This is a genomic window from Undibacterium pigrum (assembly GCF_003201815.1).
In the GTDB taxonomy this organism is placed as follows: domain Bacteria; phylum Pseudomonadota; class Gammaproteobacteria; order Burkholderiales; family Burkholderiaceae_D; genus Undibacterium; species Undibacterium pigrum.
In genome coordinates this window covers 199850-219087 of sequence record NZ_QJKB01000006.1, presented here as the reverse complement: position 1 = coordinate 219087, position 19238 = coordinate 199850, and the positions used below count along the sequence as shown (strand labels likewise).

Annotated in this window: 16 protein-coding genes; 7 read left to right on the top strand and 9 right to left on the bottom strand. The window is 51.3% G+C overall.

Annotated features, from left to right (window positions below; all coding sequences use genetic code 11):
• Positions 1-510 precede the first annotated feature (510 nt).
• From DFR42_RS18330 to DFR42_RS18320, 3 genes are all read right to left on the bottom strand, one after another.
• Positions 511-927: a hypothetical protein gene (locus DFR42_RS18330; protein ID WP_110256471.1), complete on the bottom strand. Its 417-nt coding sequence runs from the start codon at positions 925-927 to the stop codon at positions 511-513.
• Positions 928-1330: 403 nt separating this feature from the next.
• Positions 1331-1831 (bottom strand): single-stranded DNA-binding protein, encoded by a 501-nt coding sequence (gene ssb, locus DFR42_RS18325; protein ID WP_110256470.1) that lies wholly within the window; start codon positions 1829-1831, stop codon positions 1331-1333.
• 33 nt (positions 1832-1864) lie between these two features.
• Positions 1865-3049, bottom strand: coding sequence for an MFS transporter (locus tag DFR42_RS18320; protein ID WP_211324355.1), 1185 nt, complete (start codon positions 3047-3049; stop codon positions 1865-1867).
• A gap of 189 nt (positions 3050-3238) precedes the next feature.
• Between DFR42_RS18320 and uvrA the strand changes: the two genes are divergently transcribed.
• The 4 genes from uvrA to DFR42_RS18300 all read left to right on the top strand — a co-directional run bounded on the left by uvrA (position 3239) and on the right by DFR42_RS18300 (position 10835).
• Positions 3239-6178 carry an excinuclease ABC subunit UvrA gene (uvrA, locus tag DFR42_RS18315; protein ID WP_110256468.1) on the top strand — a complete coding sequence of 980 codons (2940 nt, stop codon included), beginning with the start codon at positions 3239-3241 and terminating at the stop codon, positions 6176-6178.
• A gap of 128 nt (positions 6179-6306) precedes the next feature.
• On the top strand, positions 6307-7689 hold the full coding sequence (locus DFR42_RS18310) for an efflux RND transporter periplasmic adaptor subunit (protein ID WP_245937009.1): 1383 nt from the start codon (positions 6307-6309) through the stop codon (positions 7687-7689).
• Positions 7690-7705: 16 nt separating this feature from the next.
• On the top strand, positions 7706-8386 hold the full coding sequence (locus DFR42_RS18305; RefSeq protein ID WP_110256467.1) for an ABC transporter ATP-binding protein: 681 nt from the start codon (positions 7706-7708) through the stop codon (positions 8384-8386).
• Positions 8387-8399: 13 nt separating this feature from the next.
• Complete coding sequence (locus DFR42_RS18300) at positions 8400-10835, top strand: FtsX-like permease family protein (protein WP_110256582.1); 2436 nt, start codon at positions 8400-8402, stop codon at positions 10833-10835.
• A gap of 161 nt (positions 10836-10996) precedes the next feature.
• Here DFR42_RS18300 and DFR42_RS29545 read toward each other — a convergent pair whose 3' ends face one another.
• The gene (locus tag DFR42_RS29545; protein WP_211324345.1) at positions 10997-11281 is read right to left on the bottom strand and encodes a hypothetical protein; all 285 of its coding nucleotides are present in this window, start codon (positions 11279-11281) and stop codon (positions 10997-10999) included.
• Positions 11282-11709: 428 nt separating this feature from the next.
• On the opposite strand from DFR42_RS29545, the gene pth reads away from it, so the two are divergent.
• Positions 11710-12282 carry an aminoacyl-tRNA hydrolase gene (gene pth / locus DFR42_RS18290; protein WP_110256466.1) on the top strand — a complete coding sequence of 191 codons (573 nt, stop codon included), beginning with the start codon at positions 11710-11712 and terminating at the stop codon, positions 12280-12282.
• Positions 12279-13382, top strand: coding sequence for a patatin-like phospholipase family protein (locus DFR42_RS18285; RefSeq protein WP_110256465.1), 1104 nt, complete (start codon positions 12279-12281; stop codon positions 13380-13382). The genes pth and DFR42_RS18285 overlap by 4 nt, the downstream gene beginning before the upstream one ends.
• A gap of 11 nt (positions 13383-13393) precedes the next feature.
• Here the strand turns inward: DFR42_RS18285 and DFR42_RS18280 are convergent, their stop codons facing one another.
• The 5 genes from DFR42_RS18280 to DFR42_RS18260 all read right to left on the bottom strand — a co-directional run bounded on the left by DFR42_RS18280 (position 13394) and on the right by DFR42_RS18260 (position 17121).
• Positions 13394-13996 carry an acyl carrier protein phosphodiesterase gene (locus DFR42_RS18280; protein ID WP_110256464.1) on the bottom strand — a complete coding sequence of 201 codons (603 nt, stop codon included), beginning with the start codon at positions 13994-13996 and terminating at the stop codon, positions 13394-13396.
• A 54-nt stretch (positions 13997-14050) separates the two neighbouring features.
• The gene (locus DFR42_RS18275) at positions 14051-14269 is read right to left on the bottom strand and encodes a type II toxin-antitoxin system antitoxin (protein WP_110256463.1); all 219 of its coding nucleotides are present in this window, start codon (positions 14267-14269) and stop codon (positions 14051-14053) included.
• Positions 14269-14724: a hypothetical protein gene (locus tag DFR42_RS18270; protein WP_110256462.1), complete on the bottom strand. Its 456-nt coding sequence runs from the start codon at positions 14722-14724 to the stop codon at positions 14269-14271. Before DFR42_RS18270 ends, DFR42_RS18275 begins: the two co-directional genes overlap by 1 nt.
• 20 nt (positions 14725-14744) lie before the next feature.
• Positions 14745-15665 carry an SPFH domain-containing protein gene (locus tag DFR42_RS18265; RefSeq protein ID WP_110256461.1) on the bottom strand — a complete coding sequence of 307 codons (921 nt, stop codon included), beginning with the start codon at positions 15663-15665 and terminating at the stop codon, positions 14745-14747.
• 157 nt (positions 15666-15822) lie between these two features.
• Positions 15823-17121, bottom strand: coding sequence for an MFS transporter (locus DFR42_RS18260; protein WP_170133571.1), 1299 nt, complete (start codon positions 17119-17121; stop codon positions 15823-15825).
• 409 nt (positions 17122-17530) lie between these two features.
• Here DFR42_RS18260 and DFR42_RS18255 point away from each other — a divergent pair, with 409 nt between their 5' ends.
• A complete protein-coding gene (locus DFR42_RS18255) occupies positions 17531-19216 on the top strand; it encodes an SgrR family transcriptional regulator (RefSeq protein WP_110256459.1) in 1686 nt (561 codons plus the stop codon).
• The last annotated feature ends 22 nt before the right edge of the window (positions 19217-19238 follow it).

Genomic DNA, 19238 nt, shown 5'->3' with positions numbered 1-19238 from the left:
TATTATTCGAATTCACTGTTACTGACATTACCTGTCAGATCAAGCTGAATTACTATGATCGCCTTCGCGATCATAGTGATCCTGCGTTGTCTCACAGAACAAAGGCCAAAATTTCGCGCACGACTATGGCTACGCAAACCCCGTCCGCTGAGCGATTTTTGGTGCCAATCGAATCACTAAGATCCCTTACGGGGACAGATTTGAAGCGATAATCTTTTAATTGTATTTCAGAAATAATCTTCAGTGTCTGAATGTTAGTTTTCTAGCTAAACTGCCCCTGTCGGTTTGATCCACCTTTCGTGTCCCGGCGAGGGTGTCCACCCAGTCAACGATCCTTCAATTCCCACTTCTTTCATATGAAGTCGCTTTAATCTAGGCCGCTGTTTACGACTTTTATTAACTTCAATTTTAAGCAAGCCTGAAAGTTGCAATACATATTTCGATCGCACTGGTTGTTTGTTGCTTCGCATAGACTGGCTCATTATCTTTAGAGTTCAGATATTCCTTTTACTATTCTTCTAAAATAGAGAGGGCCAAATGGATTAGATTTTTTTTGTCAACTTCATTTGCTGTTGCCGTAGCCCGCAAACAAGCAGAAACTTTAGCCACTTGATCTCTAAGTATTCCAAGCTCGGTTGACAGTAATTCGTTCATCGCAGCTTCTGAAAGCTCTGCTAATCCTGCTTCTTCATGACGCTGATCAATCCAGCCAAGTGGCTTCTCAAAAGCTTCCTCAATCCTTCTCGCGATCTTCACACCAATATTACGTCTAGGATTTTTGCCTAGTAATTGACTAACTTGAGCTTCCGCCAAACCAACTTTTTCACCAAATCGCCTAAATCCACCAACTGACTCAGCAAGATATCTGGCATTCGCTCGAGATATGTCTGAGTAGATCGAGGTTCTCTCTTGAGTATTTTCAACCAATTAATTTCCCTAACACGAATAGAATTACTCTTCCAAGGATTCAAAGACCAATTCAATCCTATAGTTTCACGTAAGTATTTAATTTCATGCCCCGCAAGTCCGAGCAACCTATACAAATCTCTATTAATGCCTCTTTTTGACGTGCAAGTATTGATAGCGGATATATTGAAGTCCATATTCTGGCACGTAGCTATGTCACTAATCCGATCAACTAAACTGGGAATCTCTCTCCAGAAGGAAAGATAAGTTTGCGAACTTCAAGTGTATTAGCGCCCCACATTATTTACATCCAAAAAAGCCAATAAATGGCATCATTAGAAATTATTTCGAATCGTATATAAACAAAAAACCCATTCCTCGTAGAGAAAATGGGTTCTTGTTTACATTTTAAAAAATCTCGAGGTTAAAACGGAATATCATCATCCATATCCGAGAAATTCGGTGCCGGGCGTGAGGCTGGGGCCTGGCGTTGTTGCTGTGGGGCTGCCTGCTGGCGTGGGGCTGGAGCACCTCCACCGCCGCCACCGCCGTAGCCGCTGTCATCCATAGGTGCGCCGCCGCCCATACCCTGGCGGCTGCCCAGCATTTGCATGCTGTCTGCCTTGATGTCGGTTGCGTATTTTTCTACGCCGTCTTTGTCGGTGTACTTGCGGGTGCGCAGGCTGCCTTCAACGTAGACTTGCGAACCTTTCTTCAGGTATTGACCGGCGATTTCTGCCAGTTTGCCGAAGAAGGTAATGCGGTGCCATTCTGTCTGTTCTTTCTTTTCACCGCTGGATTTGTCTTTCCAGCTATCGGTGGTTGCCACGGTGATGCTGGTCATTGCATCGCCTGATGGCATGTAACGGGTTTCCGGGTCTCTCCCAAGGTTGCCGACGATAATGACCTTGTTCACTGATGCCATGTAATTCTCCTAATTTTTCCTGATACAAATTAATTATGCCTTGACCGCGGCGACAGTTTTGCTGCGCTTGGGTATGTTGGGCATATTGATAGCGATTATAAGCCACGCTGCTGTAAGCACAGAACTAACAACAAAAACTGATGATGGGGTGAAACTTTGCTTGAGCCATCCCCCCAACAAACCGCCGCAGAACAGGCCCAGGGCCTGCAAGGTGTTGTACACGCCCAGGGCCGCACCTTTGGCGGCTGGCGGGGCGATACGCGATACCAGGGATGGCTGGCATGCCTCAAGGATATTGAAGGCAATAAAAAATGCAAACAGCAAGCCTACCAGCATGGCTGGAGATTGCAAGTATTGCCACAAACCAAGTTCAACCACCAGCAAGAGTGCGATTGCGGCAACAAAGACCTGTTTCATTTTGCCAAATTTCTCACCGATGAAAATTGCTGGCAGCATGGCAATGAAAGAGGCGAACATGACTGGCAGATAGACTTTCCAGTGCGCAGCCACAGGCAGGTCGGCATATTGCACCAGTGCCGCAGGCACGACGACGAACATGGCCATTTGCGTGAGGTGCAGGGCAAACACGCCGTAATTGAGGCGCATGAGTTCGGTATTTTTCAAGACCACAGACAGGGGAACTGGCGCATGGCGTATGGCGGGTGCTTCTGGTGTGATGAACAAGACAACGGCGATACCGACCAATGACAAGACACCGGTCATGGCAAAGATGCCACTCATGCCTATGCTTTGGTACAGCAGAGGAGCCGCCACCAGTGAAAACGCAAAGGTCAGGCCTATGGAGCCACCTACCATGGCCATGGCCTTGGTGCGGTGTTCTTCTCTGGTGGTATCGGCAATCAGGGCAGTGATGGCGGCGGAGATCGCGCCTGCGCCCTGTATGCCACGACCGATGATGACACCAACTACTGTGGTTGCAGATGCGGCAACAAAAGCACCGATAGCGAATAACAACAGGCCGATGACGATGATGCGCTTGCGGCCAAATTTGTCAGAAGCTATGCCAAACGGGATTTGCCCGAACGCCTGGCTCAGGCCATACATGCCCATGGCGAGGCCAACCAGGCTGGCATTGTCGCCATCAGGCAGGGTTTTGGCATGAATTGCAAATACCGGCAGGATGAGGAACAGACCCAGCATGCGCAGGGCAAAGATGGAAGCGAGAGAGGCGCTGGAGCTGATCTCCTCACGGCTCATGCCTGCAGGCTCTTGCTCACTCAGTGGGGATGCATCGGAAGATGTTGCAATAGTCATATTCAAAAAACTCGTCTGATATGTTTAGTTTGCGCAAAGCAAAGACGAGCCCGCGGTAATTTTCAAAACCCGTTATAGTATCAGGTTGCACGCCTACTTCCCCCAATTCGGCCCAAATTCAGCACAGAGACTATGACGACACGCACAAAAGCAGCAAAAGCGCCCAAACCGGCAGAAATCGACTTTGATGCCAGTGATGTTCAATTGGCACAAAAACGTGAATTGATACGCGTACGCGGCGCCCGCACCCACAACCTGAAAAATATAAGCATAGACTTGCCACGCAATAAGCTGGTGGTGATCACCGGCCTGTCTGGTTCTGGCAAGTCTTCACTGGCTTTTGATACCCTGTATGCAGAAGGCCAGCGACGCTATGTAGAATCACTGTCTGCCTATGCGCGCCAGTTTTTGCAGTTGATGGAAAAACCGGATGTAGACCTGATCGAGGGTTTGTCACCGGCCATCTCCATCGAGCAAAAAGCCACTTCGCATAATCCACGTTCTACTGTTGGCACAGTCACCGAGATCCATGATTACCTGCGCCTGCTGTATGCACGCGTGGGTACGCCGTATTGCCCTGATCATCCTGAGAACCCGCTGGCTGCGCAATCGGTATCACAAATGGTGGATGCCGTGCTGGCCATGCCTGAAGATACCAAGCTGATGATACTCGCGCCTGTGGTTGCCAACCGCAAGGGTGAGCACATGGATTTGTTTGAGCAGATGCAGGCACAGGGCTTTATACGTTTTCGCGTACAGAGCGGCACGCATGAGGCGAAGATTTATGAAGTCGATAATCTGCCCAAGCTGAAGAAGACCGAGAAGCATACGATAGATGTGGTCATAGACCGCGTCAAGGTCAAGGCGGATATCAAGCAGCGCCTGGCGGAATCATTTGAGACTTGTTTGCGCCTGGCAAATGGCCGCGCCCTGATTGTGGATATGGATAGCAATCATGAGCAATTATTCTCAAACAAATTTGCCTGCCCTATCTGCGGTTATTCATTGCAGGAGCTGGAACCGCGCCTGTTCTCTTTCAATAATCCCATGGGGGCCTGCCCTGAATGTGATGGCCTGGGGCATATAGAATTTTTTGATCCTAAACGTATCGTTGCCTTCCCTAATTTGTCGCTGGCCAGTGGTGCGGTCAAGGGCTGGGACAGGCGTAATCAATTCTACTTCCAGATGCTGTCCAACCTGGCGGCTTACTATGAATTTGATATCGATATGCCGTACGAGCAGTTGCCAGAATCGGCACAGCAAATCATATTGTATGGTTCAGGCAAGCAGCAAATACCGTTTACCTATATCAATGAAAAAGGCCGCACTGTCATCAAGGAGCATAGCTTTGAAGGCGTGGTCACGAACCTGCAACGTCGTTATCGCGAAACTGATTCCATGGCCGTCAAGGAAGAGCTGGCCAAGTTCATCAATGAAAAACAATGTCCATCTTGCGATGGCGCACGCCTGCGCATAGAAGCGCGGTATGTCAAGGTGGGGACAGGCAAGCAAGAGAAGGCGATTTACGATATCAGCGCCATGCCTTTGCGCGAGACCCTGCATTTCTTTGAGCACCTGAAGCTGACTGGCTCCAAGCGCGATATCGCTGACCGCATCATCAAAGAAATCACGGCACGCCTGACTTTCCTCAATAACGTAGGTCTCGATTATCTGTCGCTGGAACGCAGTGCCGATACCCTCTCTGGTGGTGAAGCGCAGCGCATACGTCTGGCATCACAAATTGGTTCTGGCCTGACTGGTGTCATGTATGTGCTGGATGAGCCATCTATCGGCCTGCATCAGCGCGACAATGACAGGCTTATCGATACGCTCAAGCATTTGCGCGATATCGGCAATAGCGTGCTGGTGGTTGAGCATGATGAAGATGCCATACGCTGCGCCGACTTTGTGGTCGACATGGGTATAGGTGCAGGTGTACATGGTGGTGAAATTATTGCCCAGGGTACGCTGGCAGATATCATGGGCAACAAGCGTTCGCTGACTGCGCAATACCTCAGTGGTGCGCTGGAAATTGCCGTACCAAAGAAGCGTACGAAAGCAGACCCGGCCAAGCAATTGCTGATTGCCGGTGCGCGTGGCAATAACCTGAAAAAAGTCTCGATGAAGTTGCCGGTCGGCTTGCTGACTTGCGTGACCGGTGTTTCTGGTTCAGGTAAATCGACGCTGGTGAATGACACGCTCTATCACGTCGCGGCGCGTCACCTGTATGGTTCACAAACTGAACCGGCAACATTTGACAATGTCACTGGCCTTGAGCATTTTGACAAAGTCATTTCTGTCGACCAGGCACCTATAGGCCGTACACCACGTTCCAACCCAGCTACATACACTGGCTTGTTCACACCTATACGTGACTTGTTCGCGACTGTGCCAACTGCAAAAGAACGTGGCTATAGCGCAGGCCGTTTCTCTTTCAACGTCAAGGGTGGTCGCTGTGAAGCCTGCCAGGGCGATGGCGTCATCAAGGTCGAGATGCATTTCTTGCCCGACGTGTATGTACCTTGCGATGTCTGCCACGGCAAGCGTTATAACCGCGAAACCCTGGAAGTGCATTACAAGGGCAAAAACATCAATGAAGTGCTGGGCATGACGGTAGAAGATGCGCATGAATTCTTCAAGGTTGTGCCTATCATTGCGCGCAAACTGCAAACCCTGCTGGATGTGGGCCTGGGGTATATACGGCTGGGGCAAAGTGCCACTACCCTGTCGGGCGGTGAGGCGCAACGCGTCAAGCTGTCGCTGGAATTGTCCAAACGCGATACTGGCCGCACGCTGTACATCCTGGATGAACCAACCACTGGCTTGCACTTCCATGATATCGCCCTGTTGCTGAAGGTCATACACAGGCTGCGTGACCAGGGCAATACTGTCGTCATCATCGAGCATAATCTGGATGTCATCAAAACGGCTGACTGGCTGATTGATCTCGGCCCTGAAGGTGGTGCTGGTGGTGGCAAGATTATCGCGACAGGTACGCCGGAAGAAGTGGCGGCTAATCCTGAGAGTGTGACAGGTAAATATTTGCTACCGCTGTTGAAAAAGTCCAAATAAGTTTTTGATATTCATTGAAGCACCGTTCCTGTCATGGGAGCGGTGCTTTTTTATTGGCTGGCTGTGTCCGTATATGAACAAGCGAACTTGTCGCTGACTTGTTCACTTTCGGACAGTTCAGGACAGTTTTGCAAAAAAAACGCCCTGGATACTGGTTTTACCGGCACGACATGCCTGGCACAGGCTTTGCAATAGGCATACTGAGACAGCAGACAAATCCAGAGATGAACCAGCCAAATGCACGCCCCGCCATTACCGGCGAGGCGATGGACAAAGTGATACCCGGAAAGCGTAAGCAGCGCTGGCTGCGGGCTTGCTTTGCACTGATGTTGCTTGGTAGTTTAGCTGGTCTGGCCTGGTATATGATGCCGCAAGGCTTGATGGTACAGGCAACAGAGCTGCGTATTGCCAGCGTTGAACAAGGGCTTTATCTGGATGACCTGATGCTGCGTGCCACCGCAGAGCCACTCAATTCTGTCGTGCTTGATACTGTTGAATCTGGCCGTGTGGAAGAAGTATTTGCCCAGGATGGCAGCATGGTCGGGCAGGGGCAATTATTGTTTCGTCTGTCGAATCCACAGCGCAACCTGGAATTGCTGGCGCGGCAGGCAGAACATACGCAACAGATTTCCAACCTGGCAAATTTGCGCGTGAATTTTCAGTTGGGTAATACGGATCACCAGCGTCGTTTGTCAGCACTGGAATTTGAACTGGCTCAAACAAAAAAGCAACATGCCAGAAATGAAAAACTGGCAGAGAAAAATTTTATTTCTTTAGTGGCACTGGAAGAATCGGCAGACAAACTCGAGCGTGCACAATTTGCCGTCGCTGAAGAAAAAACCAGCCGTGATGCAGAGTTGAAAGTGAAACGTGATGCGCAACTGCAAATGGAAAATGGCATCAGGGGATTGCAGTCAGGTTTGCAACTGGTGAATGCCACGGTTGCTGCACTGGCCGTGCGCGCTCCGGTGGCAGGCAGGCTGACCGACTTTCATTTGCAAGTTGGCGAAACCATGACGACAGGAAAACGCATAGGCCGCATCGATGACCCAAGGCTGGTAAAACTGGTGGCACAAATAGATGAATATTATTTGAGCCGCATTAGCAGCGGGCGAAATGGCATAGTACATCTGGGGGATAGAACCCTGGCTGTCGTGGTGCGCAATGTCTTCCCGCAAATCAAGGATGGCCGTTTCAAGGTGGAGCTGGAGTTTGTACAACAGCAGGATGATGCAATCAGCCCGGGGCAAAGCCTGGAAGCCAATATTACTTTGGGTGAACCAGGCCCAGCCATGTTACTCCCTAATGCCAGCTTTATCACTGACACCGGCGGCAACTGGGTATTTGTGCTCAAACCCGATGGGACACAAGCCCTAAGGCGTGAAATAAAAATCGGCAGACGCAATAATCGCCAGATAGAAGTCTTGTCAGGCCTGGCAAAAGGAGACAAAGTGATCGTATCGAGCTATGCCAATTATCTTAATGTAAAACGCTTGCAAATCAATAAGTAAAAAACGGAGATTTACCATGATCAAACTCAAAGCCGTCAGCAAAATCCATTTCGCCGGAGAAGTACAAACCACGGCACTGGACCAGATAGACCTGGATATTGATGCAGGCGAGTATGTCGCCATCACCGGGCCTTCTGGCTGTGGTAAATCGACCTTGCTGGGCTTGCTGGGTCTGCTGGATGTGCCTACGCAGGGGAGCTATGAATTTGAAGGTCAGGACATCACGACGTGGAGTGAAAATAAACTCAATCAATTGCGTCGTGGCCGTATAGGTTTCATTTTTCAGAGCTTTAATCTGATAGAAGAATTATCCGTCGCAGAAAATGTGGAACTGGCACTGGAATATACTGCCACGCCAGCCAGGGAAAGACGCGAGCGCGTTGCTGCCATGCTGGAGAAACTGGGCATCAGCCACAGGGCTAAGCACCGGCCTTCACAATTATCGGGAGGCCAGCAGCAACGCGTGGCGATTGCGCGCGCCCTGATTGCCAATCCGGCGGTCTTGCTGGCCGATGAACCTACCGGCAATCTCGATAGTGCGCATGGTGATGAAGTCATGCGCTTGCTGCGCACCATCAATGCAGAAGGGACGACTGTGGTCATGGTCACCCACTCGCCATCACATGCGGCGCAGGCTTCACGCACCCTGCATTTGCTTGATGGCCGCATCGTCGTCGATGCCTTGCAGGCAGCATGAGGCAGAACCTGAAATGAAAATAAAAGACTTTCGCATAGGCTGGCGCGTGCTGGCACAGGAACCTGGCTATTCTGGCATCAGCATATGCATACTCAGCTTGGGCATGGCGATATGCCTTTTAATGCTCGGCTTTGTGCGCTTTGCTTTTGAATACGATAGCCAGATACCGCATGTCGATGAACTATATGTCATCAAGCATAAATACAATGTTGACCCGGCAGAAGCGCGGTTTGACCAGGCCCCGGTCTTGCTGCGTGCACCTGGCAAAAAAATCCCTGGCGTGATCGATATCAGCGGCTATTTTTTGCGGCCTGAAGTCACTGTTCGCGTGGGTGAGCGTCTCAACAGATTAAAAATTCTTCCCGTCTTGCCTGGCTTCGCAGACATGCTGGGCATGCAAGCTGTTCAGGGAGATTTGAAAACAGCACTGGAGCGCCCGGAAAATCTCGCTATCACGGAAGATGCTGCACGAAAAATATTTGACACAACCCCTGCCCTGGGTCAATCCCTGCAAATAGGTGGCAAAAGCCTGCGCGTGGCTGCTGTCGTGCGCAACCCACCAGACAATACGACGATACCCTTTGCTGTCATCATCGGGATGAATTCTTCATTGATACCTGACGATGCACGTGCTGAAGCGATGACAGGTGAGTATGGATCAAATGCCAAACTCTTCATACGTATAAAACCTGGCAGTTCGCTCAAGGCGATAACCGACAAGCTGCAAGATATCGTTGACCAAGCCAGCAGTGTGCAAAACAATATGCTGCCAGATGCCAAAGCCAGGCTGGGTACACGCAAGGCCATGGACCTGAGTCTCGTGCCTTTGCGGGATGCTTATTTTGATCAGGAAATCGCAAAAAACCCTATCACTGTACCGGGCGACCGGGGCGACCCTGTGGTGATCAAGGGGCTAGCGGCCATCGCCATCCTTATCCTGGCGCTGGCAGCCATCAACTATGTCAATCTGGCGACAGTGCGTACGCTGCGCAGGCAGCGTGAAATAGGCATGCGCAAGGTACTGGGAGCAAGCATCCCTCAAATCATTTTGCAATTTCTGGCGGAGTCCTTGCTGGTATCCATGCTGGCAACCGGGCTGGGCTTGCTGCTGGCTTACCTGGCATTGCCACTGTTTGCAGAACTGATGAACCGCAAGCTAGACAGCATAGTCTCTGGCGGCAATCTCGCTGCCGCCATTATCATCGGCCTGCTGCTGGGTCTGCTGACTGCCATCTACCCGGCCTGGATTGCCATACGTACCCGCCCTACCCAGGTATTGGCAGGACGACCTGACAGTGAATCCACGCAGGGCAGACAATTGCGCAGGCTGATGACCGTCTTGCAGATTGCCACTGCCATGGGCCTGGCCAGCGTGACGCTGGCAATCGCCTGGCAGGCAGACTTTGCCATCAAGGCCTCACCGGGTTTTGATCCTGCACCTATCCTGATCGTGGACTTGCCAGAACCTGTCAGTGAAAGCAAGAATGCCCAGGGCCTTATCGCAGCCTTGTCACAAAAACCGGATGTCGCCAGCATGGCTGCATCAACAGATGCCATAGGCCGTTATATCAACCCCTGGCTGATGGATGTCAAGCTACCAGACGGCACCGCAATTGCGCCCGACATGAAATCCGTCAGTGCCAATTTCTTTGCTACTTACCAGATCAAAGCTGTCGCCGGACGCTTGTTTGATCCCAGGCTGGACAAGGAAGGTGATGCTGAACCCATCATATTGAATAGCATTGCAGTACGCCAGCTGGGTTTTGCCACACCGGAAGCCGCTGTCGGAAAAATTCTGGTGTACAAGCAATTCGATGGCAAGCAAGCGACCAAGCGCATCATCGGCATTGCCCCTGAACTGCGCTTCCATTCGATGCGCGAAGCACCACGTGCCATTGCCTATGAACTCTGGGTGGCAGGAACCGTACTCAGCATACGCAGCCGCACTTCTGTTGCCGCGACAGCCAGCACCTTGCAAAGCCTGTGGCCTGTGTACTTCCCTGACAAGTTACTGGAGATGCACAGTGCGCGGCAAATCCTTGATACCCATTATGAAGAAGACCAGCGCCTGGCAAGATTACTCGTCATCTCAAGCCTCATCGCCCTGGCCATCGCGGCATTCGGCACCTATGCCCTGTCTGCCTATACGGTACAAAGACGCGAAAAAGAAATCGCCCTGCGCAAGCTCTACGGTGCAGGCAAGCGCCATATCGCCAGGCTGGTGATGAAAGAAATAGGCTTGCTGACCTTGCTGTCAGCCACCATCGCCCTGCCCGTTGCCGCCATCACGATAGAACGCTATCTGGCAAGCTATGTAGAACATGCCCCCATCGTCTGGTGGACGCTGGTGTTTTCGCTACTATGGTCCTGCACCATCGCCTTCATTGCTGTCACCCTGCAAGCCAGAAAGGCCACCCGCCAGCGACTAGCCCTTTCCCTGCATGCCTGAGTAAAGCCTGTGAATTCCCAGATCTGTTTCCGGGAAACCTGCAAAACAGTTGACCTGAACCTCTTTTCCCGTGCGTCATAAACTGCATGTTTTTTGAGCATGCTGGCACGGGAGTTTTTTTGAAATAAAAGTATCATTCAGAAAAGTAAATCGCCCCAGCTTTAAGAAGTATGAGTGCAGGCGTAGTGACGTCGCTTTTGCTTTTGCTTTTGCTTTTGCTTTTGCTTTTGCTTTTGCTTTTGCTTTTGCTTTTGCTTTTGCTTTTGCTTTTGGTTTTGGTTTTGGTTTTGCTTTTGCTTTTGGTTTTGGTTTTGCTTTTGGTTTTGGTTTTGGTTTTGCTTTTGGTTTTGGTTTTGGTTTTGGTTTTGGTTTTGGTTTTGGTTTTGGTTTTGGTTTTGGTTTTGGTTTTGGTTTTGGTTTTGGTTTTGGTTTTCTGCAGTTCCCATGTGTAGACGCCGTTTGTGCCGTACAGAAAATGGATTAGAAATGCCCGTGTCTGAGCGCAGCGAGTTTCGGGCATTTCCCATTTTTTGTACTGCATAAACGGGAACCCCGCAGGGGCGGCTACGCCTGGGTCGCCTTTTTGGCATCCCTTTTTGGCGAAGCAAAAAGGGATGTAGCTGTCGGGCTACCCCCGACCGGCAATCCTAAATGACGTATAAACGTATTTGAAAAACAGATACGTAAAACAATAAGAATCTGAAGTTAATACGCTTCACGATATACCACGCACGCCGGAGCGCCAGCCAGGTGGAATGACCTTATTAAGATTGTCGAATACCCCGCTTTCGCCTTAGCGCATTCAGCTTAGTTATAATAGCCCCCATTACGCAGGACAACAGTCCTGCAATAACAACAAGATACCAGCTTAGCAATGACCATACGCCTGATCGTCGGCCTGGGTAACCCCGGCCCTGAATATGAACAAACACGCCACAATGCCGGTTTCTGGCTGGTAGACCAATTGCCAGCCAGCCTGCAAAGGGACAAGAATTTCAATGCCCTTGTGGGTAAGACCCGTATCGCCAATCAGGAAGTCTGGTTGCTGGAACCACAAACCTTCATGAACCGCTCCGGGCAATCGGTAGGTGCGATTTGCCGCTTCTACAAGATCACACCTGACCAGGTGCTGGTGGTGCATGATGAACTGGATATCATGCCTGGCATTGCCAAGCTCAAACTGGGTGGTTCATCTGGCGGGCATAATGGCCTGAAAGATATTACAGCCGCCCTTGGAACACAGGATTACTGGCGTTTGCGCATAGGCATAGGCCACCCGCGCAGCCTGAATTTGACACAGGGCGTGGCGGACTTTGTCTTGCACCGGCCACGCAAGGAAGAACAGGGGCCGATAGATGATGCCATCGCCAATAGCCTGGCTGTGCTACCCTTGCTGGTTGAAGGTAAATTCCCTGAAGCGATGATGCAACTCCATACGACAAAATGAGTTTAGCCATACAAATCCATGCTGGTCGCAAAGCTTACGCACATCTGCGTGAGCATGGCTTGCGCGCGCAGGACATTGCCATTATTCCGGCAGCGGCTGGCGGCCCCAAGGGTTTGATATTGCAGGCACTGGATCAATGGATATTTGGCGAATGGCTGCCAACTGCACCGCGTGAACGCACGCTGATCGGTGCCTCAATCGGTGCCTGGCGCATGGCTGCAGCCAGTCATGCTGACCCGGTGGCAGCTTTCCAGCGCCTCGGTGATTTGTATTGTGAACAGCGTTACCCGGAAAAACCTTCTGCCCTGTATGTCACGCGCGAGATACAAAATCTTTTGCATGGCTTCATAGGCGGGTATGAATCAGAGATCGTCAACCAGCCTTTGCACAGGCTGCATTTGCTGGCGGTACGTGGTCGCGGTTTGCTGAGCGCACCAAACTCTGTGAACAGGGCCAAGGCCGGTTTTGTGGCAGCGACCTTTGCCAACCTGGCTTCGCGCTCACGTCTGGCGAAGCATATGGACCGCGTCATCGTTGGCGATACACGTGATCCGCTGTTCTGGCTGAAAGCCAGGTTCGATGGTTTTGATACCCATTTCTGCCCGCTGAAGACAGATAACCTGGGCTGGTCACTGCTGGCCTCCGGCACTTTGCCGCTGATCATGGAACCAGTCGCGCATATACCGCATGCACCGGCAGGCACTTACTGGGATGGCGGCATCATCGATTATCACCTGGCCCTGCCTTATTCACGCGTGGCTGGCAGCAAGGATGGCGACCTGGTGCTATACCCGCATTTTACCGATCACATCGTGCCGGGCTGGCTGGATAAACCCCTGCCCTGGCGCAGGGCGGGCATGGGTGCCAATCGTCAGTGGCTGGATAATGTGATCATGGTGTCGCCATCACCTTCTTTCCTGAAGAGGCTGACACGTAGCAAACTGCCGGACCGCAAGGACTTTTTCTATTACGGCACCAACCATGATTTCCGCATCCTGAACTGGAAGCTGGCGATCAGCGAAAGTTCACGCATGCGCGATGATTTTGCGGCCTTTGTCGACAAGCCAAATCTTGACTTGGTGCAGCCCCTGAATTTCTGAAGCGATCTTGTCTAGCTTGGTGATTGCAATTGCACACGCTGCCCGGCCACATACTGAATAAGCTCTGGAAAAAATTCCTGAAAGCCTTTGCTTAATTCATCGTAGTTGTTTTGCAAATCATCCAGACCAGCACGCAATAGATCACCATTCTTTGACAGTCTTTGGGAAGTGCGCTCCACCGCAATTCTGACTCCATCAAATTCATGATAAGACCCCAGCCAGTCCTGGCTGAGCATGCGTGGCAAGGCTGCCTGCAGGTTATCAGGCAAGATTATTTTTGCTTGCTCTTGCAGGGCTGCGTAGAAGCGTTGTATCAGTTCCGCACGCGGTGTCGGGCTGCCTTGTGGCCAATGCTGGCTCAGCACATGGTCATAAAAAATATCCAGCAAAATACCGGAATAGCGACGATGCTGATCCTGGAATAAGGCCTTCGCCTGCAACACGATAGGATGGCTGTCGGTAAAGCTATCGACTTGCCTGTGTATCTGTATATCAGCCTGGATATCGGGGTGATAAAGCGCCGTGTCTTTCAGTTTGACAAAGTCACCGAGCAAGGCACCCAGCATGGCTTTATCGCTATGCTGTGCCAGGTAAATGTGGGCGAGGTAGTTCATATTTGTAGCAAGTATAGCTGGCTTTCAACTTGCCTGCTGCCACCGACAAGTCCTTCAGCTTTGCCCGTCTGGCTGAGTGTCGTCATTAACATTAGCATCTACATCTGACTTTGCAGTGGGCACATGCCGTCCTTGCTGCTTCAATGCCTGCCTGAGCAGATACTCAACCTGCGCATTGGCACTGCGCAGCTCTTGCGCGGCCATGCGTTCGATCTCGTTCCACAACAGGGGATCGATACGCAGGGGGAAGGATTTTTTTCCTGGGCTGGCCATTATCTGGCATTCAAACGTGGTGTCAGATAACTGAGCAGGCGTTGTGGATCTTGCGTGCCCAGACGTATCATCTTGCCATTGTGCAGTTTCAGGCGTACAGCCAATTTGCCAGTGGCGTTATACAACATGCCTTCTGCGGTTTTTTTAATTCCCAGGCCTTCAAGAAAAGTAGTGCTCGTGCTCTCTGCAAATTGAATATCTGCCAGCGCAACTTTCCAGACAGGCCAACCCAGCCAGCCAAAACTCCAGGTCAGGTGACTGGCATCCATGCGTATGGTCAGGCAACCCAGAACCAGCAAGACCAGGGCATTGATAATGGGGACACTCAGCATGACCCACGCAGCCAGAGGCACGCCTGCCATGATCTGCGTCCCCATGGAAAACAGGGTCATCAGTGGCATGAATATCCACAAAAACCTGAACCACTGCTTTTCCACATACACTGGATGTTCCATCTTTTTATCTCGCTACAAAATCAATTATACAAAGTGCCTGTATTAATCACAGGCTGGGTTTCCTTGTCTGAACACAGCACTACCAGCAAATTGCTGACCATGGCGGCTTTTCTTTCATCGTCAAGCTCGCATATCTTGCGCTCTGACAGACCTTGCAAGGCAGCCTCTACCATGCTGACCGCACCATGCACGATTTTCTTGCGGGCGCTGATGATGGCTTCTGCCTGCTGGCGGCGCAACATGACCTGGGCAATTTCTGCTGCATAAGCCAGGTGAGTGAGCTTGGCATCTTCTACATCTATGCCAGCCGCCGTAAAGCGCTTGTGCAATTCGTCACGCATGGCACCGGCTACCACGTCCATGCCTGCGCGCAGCGTGGTCTCGCCTTCTGCAAGATCTTCACCATCGTCATAGGCATACTGGGTTGCCAGATGGCGTATCGCCGCTTCAGACTGGATATTCACAAACCGTTCAAAATCATCGACATTGTAAATCGCCAGCGCCGTGTCCTGCACCCGCCAGATGATGGCGGCACCAATTTCTACGGGATTGCCGCGCTTGTCATTCACTTTCAGCGGCGCGGTATTCAAAGTACGGGCACGCAGGCTGAGCTTGCGTTTAGAATAAAAGGGATTCACCCAGCGCAAGCCTTCACTGCGGTCTGTGCCCTTGTATTGACCAAACAGTGACAACAAAGCAGCCTCATTTGGCTGCAACATATACAGGCCGGTGATGATGAAAATACCCAGCACCACAATGGCCAGCCGCATCAGCACGCCAGCCAGGCTTGGCTGGCCTTCTCCAAGCAGACCAATAAAACTATAGGCACCGCCTGCAACAAACAGCAAACCCACAACAATCATGAAATAACCGTCCAGCGACGTAAGTGAACGTTCTTGTATTAATTTTTTACCAGTCGCTGACACTGAGGTAGTACTCATACTTTCTCCTGATAGATGGCACTTTGAAATCAAAGTGATATCACTTTAGATGGCAAATAGGAGAATGTCAAGAAAATTGAAAATACTTTGATAAGCGGCCTCAGCAAAGACAAAAGCCTGCTAATGCAGGCTTTTGCGTTCTCTGTGCTCGTAAAAATCAGGACAAGGGGAATAAATTCCTGATCCGGTTAGCCGCCAGTTTGCGACTGGCCAGCAAGACCTGACTGGCTTTCTGTGCACTCGCAGGCCTTGCCTCAGCCTCTGGCTGGACCTTGCGATCTTCCGCAGGCCTGCTGCGAGTACCGGCAAAGTACATAAGCACACCCAGCATGGCTGCCGCTATCAGGGCCCAGAACATGACGTCGCTATGAAAATGCGCCAGCAGGAAACCGCAGATGACGGGGTTGAGCGCAGCACCAAACATGGCCAGGCTTTGCGCGCCATAATAACTGCCGCGCTTGTCAGCCGGAGCGATCATATCGATGAACATGTATTCACAGGGAATGACGATGACTTCACCTACGGTAAAAGCCAGGGTTGCCACCACCCAGCTCATGGTGCTGCCAGCATGCATGAAACCCAGCAAACCCACGATATATAAACTGACACCCAGGCTAACCCAGCGAAACAGGTATTTTTGCTGCATGAGCTTGCCAACAGGATATTGCAGGATGACGACCGCCACTGCATTGGTCATCAGGATAAACGGCAACAATTGTGCCGCCGCATGCGTACCACGGCTGACCAGCAAATACTGGGATAAATAACCAGAGACAAAACGGCCAAAAACAAACGAGGTCAGCACACTGCCCACAGTAAACATAATCAGGCGGCGGTCATTTCTCAACACCTGCAATGTTGCCCTGAAACCAGCAGGGCTGGATTTGGCTTCTGTCGTGGCAACGAGCGGGCTGCCTGGCTTGCCCAGCACTTGCGATGCCAGCAAGGAAAATCCCGCAGCCAGCCACAAGGGGCCAGAGACTTTGATGGCGAACAGCCAGGCTCCCAGCAAGGGCCCCAGGGAAAACGCCACGTTAATGAGCATGTAATTGAATGAAAATGCTTTTGCTCTTTGCTCAGGCGGCAGCAAATCAGCCAGCGTGGCTTTCAGGGAGATGCCGCGCAAGGTGAGTGCCGATTCTATACACATCAAAGCCAGCAAGACAGTCCAGGCATTGGGGGCGACTGTCAGCGATACCGTACACATGGCAACTACCACGCCAGCCATTTTCATCAGTAAATTCTTGCTGAGCCGGTCTGCCAGATAACCGGCATACAGGCTGAACAAGGTGGAAAAGAAAATACTGCCACCCAGGATCCAGCCTATGACTTGCTGGTTCAAACCCAGATGCTCGGTCAGGTACAAGGCCATGAATGGCAATGCCACTGCACGCCCCATGACAAACACAAAAGAACTGCATAAAAGCCGTACGACGGGGGCGGGAAAGCGAGGCATCATCTTCCTTTTTTTACAAAGCAAATACCGGAGAACTGCAGGTGACGAGTAGAACTCATTTCATAAATAGGGTGAGGTGCGTTTGCCTCATAACGTGGGCTGGCAAGGCGGACGAGGCAGTCAATAGCTTTGCCTATTGACAACGAGTCCAACGCAGTCCAGCGCGCGTTATGAGGCAAACCCTTCGGGAACTGACGATTTGGGCGCATTGCAGCGTTGCGCCCCTCGCTAAGGCAAGAGCCTTAGCAGCGGGTCACGCCTTGCACTGCATCCCAAATCGTCTTGTTCGCACTCATCCTATTTATGAAATGAGTTCTAGTATGGTGAAAAAAGCAGAAACGAAAAATGGATATAATTTGAAAAGTTTTTTCCTCTTTTATCGATCTGGATTACGCATAGACTTTTAACCATGAAACTGCTTGATCAATACCGCAAGCTGCATGCTTTCCTGCAGCATCAGGAACAGCAACCAGGTCTGCCCGCGCTGGCGCTGGCCATGCATTGCAGCGAACGTAATATGCGCAATCTATTGGCGAAAATGCAGCAACGTGGCTGGTTGAACTGGCAAGCGGGACGTGGGCGTGGCAATCATTCGCAACTGGATTTTTTGCAAACCCCGGACAGCCTGGCGCTTGATCACCTGTCGCATCTGCTGGCGAGTGGCGACCTGGAGCAGGCCTTTGCCAGCCTGGATGACAGCCAGCGCCAGCAACTGGCGACGCGCCTGCCTGATTATCTGGGCATGTCTGACCATGCCAGCCGCAGCTTGCGCATCCCGCTATTTCGCCGGGTAGAAAGCCTGGACCCATTGAAGGTCCATGGTCGCCTGGAAGCTCATCTGGTACGTCAGATTTTTTCGCGCCTGACGAGGTTTGATCATCAGCAAAAAGCCTTGCGCCCTGGTATTGCCCATCATTGGGAAAGCGAGAAAAACTGCACGGTCTGGCATTTCTGGCTGCGCCCTGGTCTGAGTTTTCATGATGGCAGCGAACTGGGAGTGGAAGATGTGAAAGCAAGCTTTTTGCGCCTGCGTGACGAGTCGGCGATTTACCAGCGCCTGTACCGTCACTTGCAGCATATAGATACCGGCCCCAGCCAGCGCATCAGCTTTTATCTTGAACACCCGGATCATTTGTGGCCGCATTGCCTGGCCACAGCCAACTCATCCATCGTGCCACGCCATCGTGCTGCCGACTTTGCCCGTTTCCCGGTAGGCAGTGGTGCGTTTCGCATCGTGCGCAACAATACCTATCAATTGACCTTGCAGGCTTTCAAGGATTATTACCGCGAACGCCCCTTGCTCGATGAAATCGATTTATGGATGTTGCCGCCGCCATCCGGCCCCTCGGGTTTTGATTTGCAGTTTGGTCATGCCAATCAGGATTGCACAAAAAAACAAACGATTGCCGGTGCAGAATCAGGCTGCACTTACATAGTCTGCAACCCCGCACGCAGCATGTTCAAGACAATAGAACAAAGACTGGCACTGGCAGACTGGCTGGCACCTGAGACCCTGTTTGATACCGAAGAGCGCAGCAGGAAACATGCTTCAGGCTTGCTGATCATCTGGAAGCACAGACAGGCAAAAAAAACCAAATGCAGCAGTTTTAAAGCTGGCAGTAAATTGCGCATGGTCAGCGGCCAGACCAATGAAATACTGGAGCTGGCGCAAAAAATCAAAGCAAGGCTGGAGGCCGGAGGCTTCATCGTCCAGTGGACCAGCCTGCCCTTTGATCAACTACTGGCACGTGAGTGGATGAAAGATGCTGATCTGGTAGTGGCACGCGAAGTCATGCATGATGACCAGGACTTTGGTTGCTATGAATGGTTTGCGGCTGACAGTCTGTTTCGTCGCTGGATGCCTGCTGCAGCATTAAAAACCATGGACGCCGATTTAATGAAAATCAAAAGCATGGCCGATAGCAAGCGCCGCATGCTGGCCTATGCCCGCATAGGAAAGCGCCTGGTGCAGGAAGGCTGGATGATTCCTGTCTCACATGAAAACCAGCTGGTCAGTATCGCACCGCATGTGGCGGGTGTGAGAATGACGCCATTTGGCTTTGTTTCGTTCAATGAATTGTGGCTCAGGCACTAGCACTCATTTCATGCATTGAGTT